The organism is Staphylococcus hsinchuensis (assembly GCF_038789205.1).
Lineage (GTDB): Bacteria > Bacillota > Bacilli > Staphylococcales > Staphylococcaceae > Staphylococcus > Staphylococcus hsinchuensis.
Map to the genome: position 1 here is coordinate 1,922,721 of NZ_CP128355.1, position 16,547 is coordinate 1,939,267.

The 16,547-nt window shown below is 34.0% G+C and carries 10 protein-coding genes and 1 pseudogene; 1 reads left to right on the top strand and 10 read right to left on the bottom strand.

All coding sequences use genetic code 11. The annotated features are described in order from the left end of the window. Positions 1–13: 13 nt before the first annotated feature. The 5 genes from polA to QQM35_RS09605 form a co-directional block, all read right to left on the bottom strand. Complete coding sequence (gene polA, locus QQM35_RS09585; RefSeq protein ID WP_251519952.1) at positions 14–2,644, bottom strand: DNA polymerase I; 2,631 nt, start codon at positions 2,642–2,644, stop codon at positions 14–16. A 180-nt stretch (positions 2,645–2,824) separates the two neighbouring features. Then, positions 2,825–4,528 (bottom strand): two-component system histidine kinase PnpS, encoded by a 1,704-nt coding sequence (pnpS, locus tag QQM35_RS09590; protein ID WP_251519949.1) that lies wholly within the window; start codon positions 4,526–4,528, stop codon positions 2,825–2,827. Continuing rightward, complete coding sequence (locus QQM35_RS09595) at positions 4,528–5,238, bottom strand: response regulator transcription factor (protein ID WP_251519946.1); 711 nt, start codon at positions 5,236–5,238, stop codon at positions 4,528–4,530. The genes pnpS and QQM35_RS09595 overlap by 1 nt, the downstream gene beginning before the upstream one ends. A gap of 522 nt (positions 5,239–5,760) precedes the next feature. After that, complete coding sequence (gene icd / locus QQM35_RS09600) at positions 5,761–7,026, bottom strand: NADP-dependent isocitrate dehydrogenase (RefSeq protein WP_251942806.1); 1,266 nt, start codon at positions 7,024–7,026, stop codon at positions 5,761–5,763. Positions 7,027–7,142: 116 nt separating this feature from the next. Continuing rightward, positions 7,143–8,261 carry a citrate synthase gene (locus QQM35_RS09605; RefSeq protein WP_251519940.1) on the bottom strand — a complete coding sequence of 373 codons (1,119 nt, stop codon included), beginning with the start codon at positions 8,259–8,261 and terminating at the stop codon, positions 7,143–7,145. A 352-nt stretch (positions 8,262–8,613) separates the two neighbouring features. On the opposite strand from QQM35_RS09605, the gene QQM35_RS09610 reads away from it, so the two are divergent. Continuing rightward, positions 8,614–9,981, top strand: coding sequence for an amino acid permease (locus tag QQM35_RS09610; RefSeq protein ID WP_251519937.1), 1,368 nt, complete (start codon positions 8,614–8,616; stop codon positions 9,979–9,981). A gap of 238 nt (positions 9,982–10,219) precedes the next feature. Here the strand turns inward: QQM35_RS09610 and pyk are convergent, their stop codons facing one another. The 5 genes and pseudogenes from pyk to QQM35_RS09635 form a co-directional block, all read right to left on the bottom strand. Beyond that, positions 10,220–11,980, bottom strand: coding sequence for a pyruvate kinase (pyk, locus tag QQM35_RS09615; RefSeq protein WP_251519934.1), 1,761 nt, complete (start codon positions 11,978–11,980; stop codon positions 10,220–10,222). A gap of 21 nt (positions 11,981–12,001) precedes the next feature. Beyond that, positions 12,002–12,970 (bottom strand): 6-phosphofructokinase, encoded by a 969-nt coding sequence (gene pfkA, locus QQM35_RS09620; RefSeq protein ID WP_251519931.1) that lies wholly within the window; start codon positions 12,968–12,970, stop codon positions 12,002–12,004. Between the two features lie 334 nt (positions 12,971–13,304). Next, positions 13,305–14,255 carry an acetyl-CoA carboxylase carboxyltransferase subunit alpha gene (locus QQM35_RS09625; RefSeq protein ID WP_251519929.1) on the bottom strand — a complete coding sequence of 317 codons (951 nt, stop codon included), beginning with the start codon at positions 14,253–14,255 and terminating at the stop codon, positions 13,305–13,307. After that, positions 14,248–15,114 carry an acetyl-CoA carboxylase, carboxyltransferase subunit beta gene (gene accD, locus QQM35_RS09630; protein ID WP_251519926.1) on the bottom strand — a complete coding sequence of 289 codons (867 nt, stop codon included), beginning with the start codon at positions 15,112–15,114 and terminating at the stop codon, positions 14,248–14,250. Before accD ends, QQM35_RS09625 begins: the two co-directional genes overlap by 8 nt. A gap of 119 nt (positions 15,115–15,233) precedes the next feature. Next, positions 15,234–16,468 (bottom strand): annotated as a pseudogene (locus QQM35_RS09635) (NAD(P)-dependent malic enzyme). Positions 16,469–16,547: the final 79 nt, after the last annotated feature.

Consider the following 16,547-nt stretch of genomic DNA (forward strand, 5'->3'; position numbering starts at 1 on the left):
ATTGACCTACTTTCTATTTTGCATCGTACCACGTTTGTCCATAGCTTGATTCTACTTTGAGTGGGACATCTAATTTTAAAGCATTATCCATAATTTCTTCAATAAATGGTTCGAATGATTCGACCTCATCTTTAGGAATTTCGAAAATTAATTCGTCATGAACTTGCAATAATAATTTAGCATTAAAATCTGTTTTCTCAATTTCACGATCAAAGTTCACCATGGCTAATTTAATAATATCTGCAGCGCTACCTTGAATTGGTGTGTTCATTGCAGTTCTTTCCGCAAAACTTCTTAAATTAAAGTTTCGACTTGTAATATCTGGAATATAACGACGTCGATGAAGCAATGTTTCTACAAAGCCTTGTGCTTTACAGTCTTTTACGACATCTTCCATATATTGTTTAACGCCTGGGAAACTATCTAAATAATCATCTATAAATTTTTTAGCTGCTTTACGCGTAATGCCTAAACTTTGACTTAAACCATAATCACTAATTCCGTAAACTATACCGAAGTTTACAGCTTTTGCTTGTCTACGCATATTTGAATCAATTTCATCAGCGTCAACGCCAAATACTTTCATTGCCGTAGCCGTATGAATATCTTCATCATTTATGAATGCTTTCTTCATGCTTTCATCTTGGGTAATATGCGCTAATACGCGTAATTCAATTTGTGAATAGTCCGCTGAGAAAATTACATTATTTTTATCTGTTGATTTGAATGCTTTTCTAATTTTTCTACCTTCTTCTAGACGAACTGGAATGTTTTGTAAATTTGGATCGATTGATGATAATCTTCCCGTTTGTGCTAACGTCTGGTTAAAGCGTGTGTGTATGCGTTGATCATCACTAATTACTTTCTGTAACCCTTCTACATACGTAGATTGTAACTTTGATAGTTGACGATATTCTAAGATGTGATCAATGATTGGATGTTCACCTTGTAATTGTTCTAGCACATCTACTGCCGTAGAATATCCAGTTTTGGTCTTTTTAATTACTGGTAGTTTTAAAGTTTCAAATAACACGACACCTAATTGTTTTGGTGAGTTAATATTAAATGATTCACCTGCTGCTTCGTATATATTATCAATTAAGACGTCTAATTTACTTTGGATTTCTTGTTCCATTTGTTTCAAATCATCAACATCAGTGTAAATACCAATCTCTTCCATTTTGCTTAAAATGCGAGCCAATGGTAACTCTAAATCATTAAGTAAATCAGTTTGGTTGTATTCTTCTAATTGTTGTTCCATATATTTTTGAGATTCAGATATTGCCTCAGTAATCGTAGCAATGTGATAATTTAATGTCTCATCTTCTGGAACTTGACGCTTCTTACCTTTACCGTAAATCGAGACAGTGGATTGCACGTAATGTTGACCGAAATGTGTTACTACTGAGTGCACATCATCGATACTTCGAGATGGATCAATAATATAACTCGCCAACATAATATCAAATTGAATATTTTTCACGTCAATCTCTAAGCGGTGTGCTGCCACATAAGTTTTCTTCGCATCATAAACGATTTTTTCAGTTTTATCACTTTCTAACCATTGAACTAATTGAGGGTACTCATTAATTTGTTTTGCATCGATAACGTAATGATTTGTACCATCGAACAGTCCGAATTTTAAAATGTCTTCTTTTAAATAGTTGATACCGTCAATTTCAAAATGTATCGCGGCAGAAGTTAGCTTATTAAAATCTACGTCATTAAACTCAGTTATAACGCTAATTTCCTTTGCTTCTGTGTCTTGCGTTTCACTTTGTGCATCCATTTGATCTAACAACTGTTTGAATTCTAATTTCTTGAATAATTCAATCTTGTCATTTGTATCTGGTTCGACCGGTAATTTTGTATCCGCTAATGATACTTCAACTGGACTTTCTACATTAATGGTTGCAAGCTCTTTACTCATTAACGCATCATCTTTACTATTGGCTAATTTCTCTTTTAGTTTTTTACCTGATACATCATCAATATTGTCATAGACATTTTCTACAGTTGAAAATTGCTTTAATAATTTAATAGCGGTCTTTTCACCTACACCAGCAACACCTGGTATGTTATCTGAAGTGTCTCCCATTAAACCTTTCATATCAATAATTTGTTTCGGTTCTAACCCATCATATTTTTCAGCGATAAATTGAGGCGTATAGTGATCGACATCAGTCACACCTTTTTTAGTGTAATAAATCGTTACATTATCTGTAGCAAGTTGCGTTAAATCTCGATCGCCCGTAATAATGATCGTCTCAAAATTTTCATTACTTGCCTTTGTACTTAATGTACCGATGATGTCATCAGCTTCGTAATTTTCTAATTCATAACGCTTAATTTGATATGCATCTAATAATTGGCGCACATATGGGAATTGCTCACTTAACTCTGGTGGCGTCTTTTGACGTCCGCCTTTGTATTCACCATACGTTTCATGTCTAAAAGTAGTTTTACCAGCATCGAATGCCACTAAGAAATGTGTAGGCTGTTCTTCTTTTAAAATTTTTTCAAGCAACATTGCAAAACCGTATATTGCATTTGTATGAATGCCAGCTTTATTTTGTAGCAGTGGTAATGCATAAAATGCTCTAAAGCTTAAACTATTACCATCAATTAAGACTAATTTATTCACTATAATTAACCTCCAACACATATTTATCTTATATTTTATCATATATAATCCTTGAACACTTGTAGAGTTCATTGAATCTATCTATAAACGTTACTCATATTCTTCTCATGAAAGATTTATAATAAAAAGGCTGAAACATTAAAATGTTCCAGCCTTTTCTAATGTTAATTTGTAGTTAGTCTAATCTTCGTTTTCAAAGAAAGTCACTCTGAATGTAGAACCTTCATTTGGCACACTATAAACATTTATTCGGCCATTATGCGCCTCCATAATATGTTTTGTTATTGATAATCCTAACCCTGTGCCACCTGAATCTCGACTTCTCGCTTTATCAACACGATAAAAGCGTTCGAAGATGTGGTTCTGATCTTCTTCACTAATACCAATACCAAAGTCCTCAACTTCCAACATGCGTTTGTTACCTTCTTTAAAGACTCTGACGATGACTTCGCTACCTGTTTTAGAATAACTAATAGCATTTGATAATAAGTTTACAGCAACTTGAGAAACTTTGTCTTTATTTGCATCTATTACAATATCAGGATGAATTTGATTTATTATCGAAATATCTTTTTCTTCTGCGATTGTATACATATTTTCGATTGTTGACTCAGCTATATCTGACAAACTAATTAAATCTGTTTCAATTTCAGTTTGTTGTTCAATATGTGAAAGATCTAGTAAATCAAATACTAAAGTTTCTATTCGATCCGATTCTTTGGAGATAATTTTTAAGAAATCTGTCAGCGTTTGTTCATCATTTTTAGCGCCATCAAGTAAAGTTTCAGCAAAACCTTTAATCGAAGTAATCGGTGTTTTCAACTCATGAGATACATTTGCTACGAATTCTCGACGTAAATTTTCTAATTTCTTTAAGTTAGTAATATCGTGTAGTACGACAACCATACCATATAAATTTTTTCGTGATTTAGATAAAATCGGCACGCATGCCGCGTCAAAGTATTTTTCATGAACTTGATCAATCTTCAATTCAATTTGATCATAAATAGGTTTTTCAACTTTAAATGTCTCTGAAATTAACTTTTGTATCTTAGGGTTGATAAAATCATTATAGTTTTTATTTTCCACCGTTGCTTCCGGTGTAAATACTTCATAATATGATTTGTTAGCGACTACAACTTCTCCATAACGATCAATCATTAATATCGAACTTGGAATATTTTCAACCGTCGTCTTCAATCGATTAGACTGTAACTTTTGTTTATGGTTTAACGTTTGTAATTTACGTGCTAATTCATTCGTTGTAACAAAAAGTTCGCGTGTTTCTTTAACATTACTTTCAGGTACACGGACATGATAGTACCCTTCAGTTAATAAATTAGTCGCATAAGTTACTTCGTTGATTGGACGTATATAAGTTCGGTTTATACTACGTACCACAAAGAAAATAATAAATAATACAAATATGCCAATCAAACCTGTATATTTCCAAACCTGAATTTGTAAAGCTAAAATATTATTATTAACTCCTGTGATTAAAACATCGTAATGGTTAATAGGTGTTTTATAAGTATATCGATTGTCATCATCTACCTTATCGTAGATTAAATTCGAAGGATTTGCTGCATTATTAATATGCTCATTGATAGGTAACCCTTGTTTTGTGGAAAAAATTTCATTGTCTTCGTTTTTTTGCTTTATTACTACAGTGAGTCGCTTATTTTTTGCAACATCTTGAATTTCGCGTTGTTTGTCATGGTCATATAAACTTGCAAAATGCTTTGCTTGATGTTCTAAATCACCTTGTTGACTCATTGTCACCGTATCATATATCACATGAGATATAATACCGCCTAGAGCAATAAAGCTCAAAATGACAATTGTACATAATAATAGTAAGAGTCGTTGGTGAAACTTGAGCATTAGGCTTTAGGTCTTTCCAACTTATATCCTAAACCTCTCACAGTTTTTATAAGTTTTGGTTGTTTAGGATTTTCTTCTAATTTATCTCTTAAATGACTAATATGTACATCCACAATTCGTGAATCTCCTGCGAACTCATAGTTCCAAACTGAGTTCAACATATGTTCTCGTGTTATTACTCTTCCTTGTCTTTCAATTAGATAAAGTAATAACTCAAATTCCTTCGGCGTTAATTCTAATAATTCTTCGTCTCGATATACTTCGAAGTATTCAGGACGTATACGAATCGAGCCAATAATAATATCTGCTTCATCACTTTCAACGGTTTTAGCTTCATTGATCATCGCAGAACGTCTTAGTATTGCCTTGACTCTTGCCACAACTTCTCTTGGAGAAAACGGTTTAGTCATATAATCGTCTGCACCGAGCTCAAGACCTAGAACCCTGTCAAACTCATCATCTTTTGCTGTAAGCATTAAAATTGGAACTAAGTTCTTATCTGATCTAATTGTTTTACAAACTTCAATTCCATCTTTTTTAGGTAGCATAACATCCAGTACGACAAGTTCTGGATTAGATGTATTTACTTTATCTAAAGCTTCTTCCCCATCATATGCTACATCAACTATGTATCCTGCTTGTTCTAAATTATATTTTAACAAGGTTACAATTGACTGCTCATCATCTACTACAAGTACTTTCTGTGACATAGTGTACCTCCATATTTGTGGTTTACGAATACAGTATAACTCAAATTTTAATAAAAATAACATAATTTATAACGATTTTACATAATCTTAATACTTCCAACAACTTTTTATGTTTATTGAGTATTTATAAATAAAATGTAATTTTACTTCGAATTAATTTGAGTTTACTTAGCTATATTGCACTACATATCTACAAAACAATCATTTAATGATATCTTAACATTGATTACTTAGAATAACCAAACCTATACACTACACAATATTATTTAACCCTTTTCACTTTTGCTATATATACTTCTAACCAAAGTATTGTAACAATTAATAATATTAGTATATCTATTTTAAAAAATAATCTGAACCTTAAAGGTAACAACCACTAAATCAATATCCTTTGTATCTTAAATCAAAAAGAAAAGAGCCTGAGACAAAAATAGGTGTCTCAGACTCTTTATCTCATGGTCGGAGCAATTTATATCTCAGACCTTCAGTTTAATAACTTAATATATTTGGTAACCGTATCTATTATAGGTTTTTAATTAATTCATCAGCAAACTCTGAAGTTTTAACTTCTTTCGCACCATCCATTAAGCGGGCAAAGTCATAAGTTACAACTTTAGAAGCAATTGTTTTTTCAATTGAAGCTGTAATCTTATCAGCTGCTTCTTGCCAACCTAAATGTTCTAACATTAAAGTAGCACTTAATAATTCTGATGAAGGGTTAACTTTATCTAAATCAGCATATTTTGGAGCTGTACCGTGTGTTGCTTCGAAAATAGCGTGACCAGTTTCATAGTTAATGTTAGCACCTGGAGCAATTCCGATACCGCCAACTTGTGCAGCTAATGCATCTGATACATAGTCACCGTTTAAGTTCATTGTAGCAACTACATCGTGGTCAGCTGGTCTAGTTAAGATTTGTTGTAAGAAGATATCAGCGATTGAATCTTTGATAATGATCTTACCTTCTTTTTCAGCTTGCTCTTGTACTTCGTTTGCTTTGTCTTTACCTTCTTCTTCAACAATTTTGTCATATTGTTGCCAAGTGAAGACTTTGTCGCCGAATTCGTTTTGAGCTAAATCGTAGCCCCATTGTTTGAATGCACCTTCAGTGAATTTCATGATGTTACCTTTGTGTACTAAAGTAACTGATTTACGGTTATTATCAATTGCATATTGAATAGCCGCACGTACTAAACGTTCAGTTCCTTCTTTAGATACTGGTTTCACACCAATACCTGAAGTTTCTGGGAATCTAATATTAGTAGCACCCATTTCATTTTGTAAGAAATCAATTAATTTCTTAGCTTCTGGAGTACCTTCTTTAAATTCGATACCAGCATAAATATCTTCTGTATTTTCACGGAAAATAACCATATCAGTATCTTCTGGACGTTTAACTGGAGAAGGTACGCCTTGGAACCAACGTACTGGGCGTAAGCAAGTAAATAAATCTAACTCTTGACGTAAAGCAACGTTTAATGAACGAATACCGCCACCGATTGGAGTTGTTAAAGGTCCTTTGATTGCGATTAAGTACTCTTCAATCGTATCAAGTGTTTCTTTTGGTAACCATTCGCCAGTTTCATCGTAAGCTTTTTGACCAGCTAATACTTCTTTCCATTCGATTTTCTTTTCACCGTTATAAGCTTTTTCAACAGCTGCATCAATAACACGACTTGCTGCTTTCCAAATATCTGGTCCGATTCCGTCACCGATAATAAATGGAATAATTGGATTATTTGGTACTGTTAAACCTTCATTTGTTTTTGTAACTTTTTCACCTGACATGTAAATAACCTCCGTGTTTAAATTTCTTATATTAACTATTGAATCAATAATTTAACGCTGAAATCATTCAGCACTCATATATTGCATACCACTAAAGTACGCAAATCAATCAAATGTTATCTATTTTCAATAGGTTCATATGTTCTATTAGTTTCACCAATATAGTTTGCTCTTGGACGCATAATTTTATTATCTCTATATTGTTCTAAGATATGTGCAATCCAACCTGATGTACGACTTACTGCGAATATTGGTGTGAACAAGTCATGTTCAATATTTAAACTATGGTAAACTGTTGCACTAAAGAAGTCGACATTTGGAATTAAACCTTTTTCTTCTTTCATCTTATCCGCAATTGCAACAGAGATATCAAATAATTCACTTTGACCAGTTTCGCCTGTGATTTTCTTACTCATTTCTTTTAAGTATTTTGCACGAGGGTCTCCATCTTTGTATACGCGGTGACCGAATCCCATGATTTTTTCTTTATTTTCAATCTTCTTGTTAATATAGCTATCAACATTATCGATTGAACCAACTTCAGTTAACATGCTCATAACACGTTCGTTTGCACCACCGTGTAAAGGTCCTTTTAAAGAACCAACAGCTGCAACGATACCAGAATACATATCTGATAATGATGAAACTGCACATCTCGCTGTGAAAGCAGATGCATTTAATTCGTGGTCTGCATGTAAAACTAATGCTTTGTTAAATGCTTCTACTTCGATGTCACTTGGTAATTCACCACGTAACATGTATAAGAAGTTACCAGCATAGTTTAAATCTTTATTAGGTTTAACGATTTCTTTATCTTGTCTTGTGCGTGCATACGCAGTTACAAGTGATGCCATTTTTGCTTGGATTTTAATTGCACGATCCATTGTAAAATCTTCGCTTTCTTCGTCAGCATCTGAATCAAAATGTGCTATATATGACACTGATGTTCTCAAAGCAGTCATAGGGTGAACCTTAGAAGTCGAGTATTCTTTAAAGTGGCTATATACTCGAGGGTTAAGCGTCATGTACTCATGTAGCTTTTCTTTAAGATCTTGTAATTCTTCTTTATTAGGTAATCGGTAATGCCATAATAAGAAGATAACTTCTTCAAATTCTGCATTTTGAGCTAAATCATCGATATCATATCCAGCGTAAGTTAATTGGCTATCAATGATAGAACTCACTTTGGTTTCAGCGGCGATTACCCCTTCTAAACCTTTTTTTAACTCTGCCATATATAAATTCCCCTTTTCTATTTCATTATGAAATGGCTTTCAGCTACCATTATATCCAATCATTCGTAATTTGTGAATAATTATTGAACAATTGGATTAATTGTGTTTCATCATAAATAAAATCATACATCATATGCCTTATCAAACGTTATGCACGTTTTCGTCCTTATGACTCTATTTTAGTATGTATTTGACTTCACATCAATTTTTATACCTTTTTAATTCGTTATCATGATTAATAACTAATTATTAAGGTATTTTTAAATTTCAGAAATCTTGTATATAGAAAATAGTTGTTTTATTTAACTTCAAATAGCATAATAATAATTAACTAGATAAAGGAGTTATGCATATGGCAAAAAATCAATTACAAAGAGAACTAAGTAATCGACATATCCAGTTGATTGCAATTGGGGGAGCAATTGGAACTGGATTATTTTTAGGAGCAGGTCAAACAATCGCTTTAACCGGTCCCTCTATATTACTTACCTACATAATAATTGGATTTATGCTATTTATGTTTATGCGTGGTTTGGGAGAAATTTTAGTAAAAAATACCAATTTCAAATCATTTGCTGACATTACCAATGAATATATTGGTTCGTTTGCAGGGTTTGTCACTGGTTGGACGTACTGGTTATGTTGGATTATTACCGGCATGGCAGAAGTGACAGCCGTTGCAAAGTATGTGAGCTTTTGGTTTCCACATATTCCAAACTGGCTAAGTGCACTATTTTGTGTATTAGTCTTAATGTCATTAAACTTATTTAGCGCGAAGTTATTCGGTGAGTTAGAATTTTGGTTTTCACTTATTAAGATTATAACAATTTTAGCATTAATTATTGTCGGGGCAGTGATGATCATTCTCGGATTCAAAACACAATTTGGTCACGCATCTATGACGCATTTATACGATAATGGTATTTTCCCGAAAGGTATTAGCGGATTTATGATGTCATTCCAAATGGCGTTATTCTCATTTGTAGGTATCGAATTAATCGGTGTAACTGCCGGTGAGACGAAAGATCCAAAAACTACAATTCCAAAAGCAGTGAATAATGTTCCAGTGCGAATTTTAGTGTTTTATGTTGGTTCACTTGCAGTAATTATGTCTATCATTCCATGGAATGAAATGAATCCGGAAGAGAGTCCATTCGTTAGACTATTTGCATTGATTGGAATTCCATTTGCTGCCGGAATCATTAACTTTGTAGTGTTAACAGCCGCGGCTTCATCATGTAACAGTGGTATATTCTCAAATAGCCGTATGTTATTTGGTTTATCAAAGAAAAATCAAGCACCACCGCATTTTTCTAAAACAAATAAAAACGGTGTACCGCACACAGCAATTTTTGTTTCTTGTGCATTATTGTTAATAGCAGCATTGTTAAACTACATTATTCCAAATGCAACATTAGTATTCACATATGTAACAACCGTTTCCACTGTATTATTCTTAGTAGTTTGGTCATTGATTATGGTAGCTTACATTAACTACCATAGACAAAATCCAAATGCTCATAAACAATTGGAATTCAAATTACCAGGTGGTAAATATGTTGCTTACATTATTTTAGCATTCTTCTTCTTAGTATTCTGCTTGTTATTTGTAAATACAGAAACAAGAATCGCAATTTACTTAACACCTATTTGGTTTATCATTTTAATCCTAATGTATATACGATATAAAAAAATGGCACTGAAAGAAGACAAAAAATAATAATATCTAGTTAGCGCATTTACAGACACTCGTTAAATACTTGTGTTTGTAAATGCGTTTTTTTAATCTAATGCATTAGCTTTTGATATAAATACAAAAATATTTATCGTCATCATCAACACATATCTAATACTTATTACTATAAAAAATCGATGATTCCTAGAACTCCAACTCTAGAAATCATCGATATCAATTTAATTTATTCGTTTAATATATAGTTTCTTCTCTAAACTTATGATTAAAGTACGTTTGCGTAACCTTCAAATATCTTACCATGATTTGCATCAACAGTAACAAGTGAATTGTTTTTAACAACATTTGCTACATTTTCAACGCCCACAACTGTTGGAATACCATTTTCTAATCCAATAATTGCGCTTGGTGAAGTGATGCCATTTTCTTCAGTAATTAGCCCTACTGCTTTTTCAATATAAGGTACGAATGATTCGTCGACTGAAGAAGTCACGATAACTGTTTCGGATAAATCTTTACCTTCAAGTTCACTCGCTTTATCAACAACCATTGTTGTACCTACTACAGAATTTCTACCAATACCTTGGCCTTTAGCAATTTCATCACCTACTAAGTGAAGTTTCATCATGTTTGTAGTTCCTTTTTCACCAGTAGGAACACCTGCTGTAATAATGATTAAATCACCGTTTTGAACTTTTTCAGTTTCAACTGCTGTCGCAACTGCATTGTTTAATAATGCGTCAGTTGTCTTACGTCCTTCTTTAACTACTGGATGGATCCCCCACACTAATTCACATTGACGTGCAGTTTCATGGCTTGGTGTAACTGCAATGATGTCAGAATGTGGACGATATTTTGAAATTGTACGCGCTGTAGAACCACTTTCAGTAGCTGCTACGATAGCTTTTACATTTAAGTTTAATGCAGTATGAGCAACTGAAACACCGATTGCATTAACTAAAGAAGTTTCTACTAAGTTCGTGCGATCAGATAATAATTTCTTATAATCTTGTGCGCCTTCTGCTGAGATGGCAATGTTACTCATAGTTTTAACGGCTTCTTCTGGATATTGACCGGCAGCTGTTTCACCTGAAAGCATAACTGCATCTGTACCGTCGTAAATAGCGTTCGCTACGTCACTTGCTTCAGCACGTGTTGCACGTGGGTTACGTTGCATTGAGTCTAACATTTGCGTAGCAGTGATAACTGGTTTACCTAATTTGTTACATTGTCTAATTAGGTCTTTTTGAACCATTGGCACTGATTCTGGAGGAATTTCTACACCCATGTCACCACGAGCAACCATTAAGCCATCAGCGACTTCTAAGATATCTTCAATGTTATCAATACCTTCTTGGTTTTCAATTTTTGGAATAATACTGATATTTTTATTATTTTGTTCTTCTAATAATTTACGAATATCTAATACATCACTTGGACGGCGTACAAAGCTTGCTGCGATAAAGTCGATGTTTTCACTAATACCGAACTTGATATCTTCAGCATCCTTATCAGTAATACCTGGTAAACTTACTTTAACACCTGGTAAGTTAACGCCTTTTTTATTTTTAAGCTCACCACTATTTAATACATCACATAGTACTTCGCCTTTATCTTTATTAATTTGCTTAACTTGTAATTCAATTAAACCGTCATCTAATAAAATATATGAGCCTTCATCTACATCATTAATAAGATTGTCATATGTTACTGAGAATTTTTCTGGTGTACCTTCTACTTCAGTCATACTCACGATAACTTCAGTGCCCTTTTCAAGTTCAATAGCACCGTCTTTCATGTTATGCGTACGAATTTCTGGACCTTTAGTATCTAATAAGATAGCTACTGTCTTACCTAACTTATCAGCTACTTTTCGAATTGAATCGATTCTCGCTTTATGCTCAGCATGATCACCATGTGAAAAGTTTAATCTTGCAACGTTCATGCCTGCTTTCATTAACTTTTCTAACATTTCTTCTGATTCTGAAGCTGGTCCTATAGTACAAACAATTTTAGTCTTTCTCATTATTAATGCCTCCCAGTATGATTAAATAGATAATTCTTTTGCTAAATTATAAATTGAATGTTCGAATTTTTGATTTTTAGCATTAAAAATCTCATCGAAAGGTGTGTCTGTTAATTCGTTATTCATTATGCCTACACCTACAGCTGTTTTTCCTGATAGTAATAATTCAACAGCATGGCCACCTAAACGTGAGGCTAATACTCGATCAGCACCACTTGGGCTACCACCACGTTGTATATGTCCTAATACAGAAACACGCGTATCGATGTTAATATATTTTGATAATTCTTTCGCACATGCTTCTCCAGACATGCAACCTTCGGCTACCATAACGATTGAATGTTTCTTACCACGTTTGATACCGTTGTCGATTTTTTCAGCAACGTCTTTAATATCTACATTTACTTCAGGTAAGATAATTGTTTCTGCACCAACAGAAAGTCCTGCCCAAAGAGCTAAATCACCACAATCACGCCCCATCACTTCAATAATAAATGTACGAGCATGACTTGAGGCTGTGTCACGAATCTTGTCGACACTATCAATGATAGTATTTAAAGCTGTATCAAATCCAATTGTAAAGTCAGAACCGTTAATGTCGTTATCGATTGTGCCTGGAACACCAATCGTTTGAATTTCTTTACATTCCTCACTGATACGTTGTGCCCCACGATAACTACCGTCTCCACCAATTACGACAAGACCTTCGATATCGCGTTTACGAAGGTTTTCGATACCCTTTTTACGCACATCCGCATCTTTAAATTCAGGACATCTCGCGGAATATAAAAAAGTACCGCCACGTTGTATCGTATCACCAACAGAACCGAGTTCTAACTTTTCAATATTGTCATTCAATAACCCTTGATAGCCTTGGTATACACCATAAACTTCAATGTTATTGTAAATCGCTTTACGCGTCACAGCTCTTACAGCCGCATTCATTCCTGGTGAATCTCCACCACTAGTCAAGACTGCTATTTTTTTCATGACGACATACCTTTCTTACATATTTTCTTATAATAAAAATACCATAATTTATTATGTGGTGCCATCAATATAGATTATTTAAATATATTAAAACGTTTTAACAACAAGTTTTCACACGATTTTCACAAAGTAAGCGGTTGCTTATTAGGAAGTGAAATCTTTTAACTTCACACTTATCATTTACCTTTTATTTAATAAATCTAAACAGTTTACACGACGAACAGATCGAACCTTTTTTACAAAATGAAGTAAACCAATTTATACTAAATGGTCATCATCTTAAATAGAAACACACCCCCTATGCACATAAGTGCATAGGGGGTTATCTCAAATATTATGATTCTTCTATATAGTCACCAATTTGTCTGAATTTATTATATCTATCTTCTATCAACTGATCTTTAGATAAAGTGTTTAATTCTTTTAGGTGTTTTTCAAAAGTTGATTTAATTGATTGGGCTTGTGTTTCTACATCGTGATGCGCTCCACCAAGCGGTTCATTTATAACTTCATCTGCAATATTTAAATCATATAAATCAGGTGCAGTGATTTTCATCGTTTCTGCGGCAATCTTAGCTAAATTACTATCTTTCCACAGTAATGCAGAAGCACCTTCAGGAGAAATTACAGAATATGTACTATTTTCAAGCATCAGTACGCGATTAGTGATACCTAAACCTAAAGCACCACCACTACCACCTTCACCAATAACAATTGAGATGACTGGTACTGTTAGCGAAGCCATTTCGACTAAGTTCTTAGCTATAGATTCACTTTGGCCACGTTCTTCGGCGGCTTTCCCTGGGTACGCACCTTTCGTATCGATGAAAGTAAAGATAGGACGATTAAACTTTTCAGCTTGTTTCATTAAACGTAACGCCTTACGATAACCTTCTGGATGCGCCATCCCGAAGTTTCGATAAATATTATCCTTAGTATCTTTACCTCTTTGTTGACCGATAACAGTTACAGGCGTGTTATTAAGGTATCCTATACCACCAACCATAGCTGGGTCATCACGGAAATTACGATCACCATGCAACTGTAGGAAATCATCAAAAATATAAGAAATATAATCCAATGTTGTTGGCCTTTCTGGTAAACGTGCTAATTGTACACGATCCCATGGCTTTAAGTTTGTATATACTTTCTTCGTTTCTCTATCTAACGAGGCTTCCAACATATCTATTTCTTCTTGTAAATCTACATCATTTTTTTCTTGCGATTCTTTTAAGGATTCAATTTTATTTTTTATTTCGAATAGGGGCTTTTCAAAATCAAGCATTTGTTTTCACCTCTTGATGCATATTTAAAATACTCGCTAGTGTTTCTTTCATTTCTTTACGGTGGACAACCATGTCAAGCTGACCGTGTTCTAAAAGAAATTCTGATGTTTGGAAATCATCTGGTAACTTTTCATTTATAGTTTGTTCTATAACGCGTCGACCAGCAAAACCAATTAACGCTTTCGGTTCACTAATATTGATATCTCCAACTGAAGCGAAACTTGCTGAAACACCACCAGTTGTAGGGTTCGTAATGTATGAAATATAAAGTAAACCTGCATCTGCGTGTTTTTTAAGTGAAACACTTGTTTTACCCATTTGCATTAAAGAGATGATTCCTTCTTGCATTCTGGCACCACCACTTGCAGAGAATAGGATAAATGGTAATCGGTGTTCTGTACAATGTTCGATGATGCGACAAATTTTTTCACCTACGACAGAGCCCATGCTCCCCATTCTGAAACGTGCATCCATTACGGCCACACCATATTCAATGCCATCTAATTTAGCTGTACCTGTAACAACTGCCTCTTTTAAATCAGTTTTACCCTGGTCTTTCTGAATCTTTTCCTCATAGCTTGGAAAGTCTAATGGGTTTGCAGAAGTCATGCCTTTATCAAACTCTACAAATGTACCTTCATCAGAAATCGCATCAATTCGATCATATGCTGTTAATGAAATATGATGATCACAATTAAAACAAACGTTTAGATTTTCAGCTAATTCTTTTGTATACATTATTTTTTTACATTTGGGGCATTTCGTCATTATTCCTGCTGGTACATCACTTTGATTAGAATCCGATACTGTTACATACTTTTTCTTTTTACTACTTCTATTGAAAAAATCTTTAAACATTAGTAAACCTCCACAAAATAACCATTGCTTTCTTAATTTAAAAAAGGCAAACCCAATTAATAGATACGATTAACATATCATATTAATTGGTGCCTCAACTTAATATTTTATAAAACTGATTAGCCGTTGTCTATCTCAGTTAATTTCATCGTCTTGTTATAAATTTCTTCTGGATCTACATCTACGCGTGCTACACCTGATTCCATCGCAGCCTTAGCAACTTCTCTAGCTACTGATGGCGCAACACGTTTATCGAATGGACCTGGTATACAATAATCAGGGTTTAATTCTTCTGGTTTAATCAAGTCTGCGATTGCTTCAACTGCTGCTTGTTTCATTTCTTCGTTTATGTGAGTAGCTTCAACATCTAAAGCTCCTCTAAAGATGCCTGGGAACGCAAGTACGTTATTAATTTGGTTAGGGAAATCAGAACGTCCTGTACCGATAACTTTTGCACCTGCTTCTTTAGCTGTATCAGGGTGAATTTCAGGGTTTGGATTCGCCATTGCAAAGATAATTGGATCATTAGCCATGGATTCTACCATTTCTTTTGATAATAAGTCCGCTACAGAAACGCCGATAAATACGTCCGCATCAGCGATAATATCACTTAAATTACCTTCTTGTTTATCTCTGTTTGTCCATTTCGCAACATATGATTTCGTATCATTCATACCAAATGAACGACCCTCGTAAATAGCGCCTTTTGAATCACACATATCATATCGCGGACCCCGTAAGAGTATAATAATTTAACTATAGCAATACCTGCTGCCCCAGCACCGTTAAGTACTACTTTAATATCAGATAAATCTTTATCAACGATACGTAGTGCATTAATCATACCTGCTACAGTCACGATTGCAGTTCCGTGTTGGTCATCGTGGAATACAGGAATTTTCGTTTCTTTTTTTAGTCGCTCTTCGATTTCAAAACAACGTGGGGCTGAAATATCTTCTAGGTTAATACCGCCATAGTTTGGCTCAAGTAATTTAACTGTATTGACAATTTCATCAGTGTCTGTCGTATTTAAAGCAATTGGTACACTATCTACACCTGAGAAGCTTTTAAATAATACAGATTTACCTTCCATAACCGGAATACTCGCTTCTGCCCCAATATTACCTAATCCTAAAACAGCAGTCCCATCTGTTACTACAGCAACTGTATTACTTTTCATTGTATATTCGAATACTTTTCTAGGATTTTCATGAATTTCTTTACAAGGTTCTGCTACACCTGGTGAATAAGCTAGACTTAATTCTTCTTTGTTCGTTACTTTAACTTTAGGTGATACTGCAAGTTTCCCTTTATTGCGTCTATGCATTTCTAAAGCTTCGTCTCTCAATGACATGAAATCTACCCCTTTACATTCAAAATAGAAATTATAATAATACTGTACATATATATTTTTATTACACTCTAACACAGAA

Bases quoted from the DNA above. Each gene is read 5' to 3' on its own strand.
- pnpS (WP_251519949.1), bottom strand. From the start codon at position 4,528: ATGCTCAAGTTTCACCAACGACTCTTACTATTATTATGTACAATTGTC.
- icd (WP_251942806.1), bottom strand. From the start codon at position 7,026: ATGTCAGGTGAAAAAGTTACAAAAACAAATGAAGGTTTAACAGTACCA.
- pfkA (WP_251519931.1), bottom strand. From the start codon at position 12,970: ATGAAAAAAATAGCAGTCTTGACTAGTGGTGGAGATTCACCAGGAATG.
- QQM35_RS09610 (WP_251519937.1), top strand. From the start codon at position 8,614: ATGGCAAAAAATCAATTACAAAGAGAACTAAGTAATCGACATATCCAG.
- accD (WP_251519926.1), bottom strand. From the start codon at position 15,114: ATGTTTAAAGATTTTTTCAATAGAAGTAGTAAAAAGAAAAAGTATGTA.
- QQM35_RS09595 (WP_251519946.1), bottom strand. From the start codon at position 5,238: ATGTCACAGAAAGTACTTGTAGTAGATGATGAGCAGTCAATTGTAACC.
- QQM35_RS09605 (WP_251519940.1), bottom strand. From the start codon at position 8,261: ATGGCAGAGTTAAAAAAAGGTTTAGAAGGGGTAATCGCCGCTGAAACC.
- QQM35_RS09625 (WP_251519929.1), bottom strand. From the start codon at position 14,255: ATGCTTGATTTTGAAAAGCCCCTATTCGAAATAAAAAATAAAATTGAA.
- pyk (WP_251519934.1), bottom strand. From the start codon at position 11,980: ATGAGAAAGACTAAAATTGTTTGTACTATAGGACCAGCTTCAGAATCA.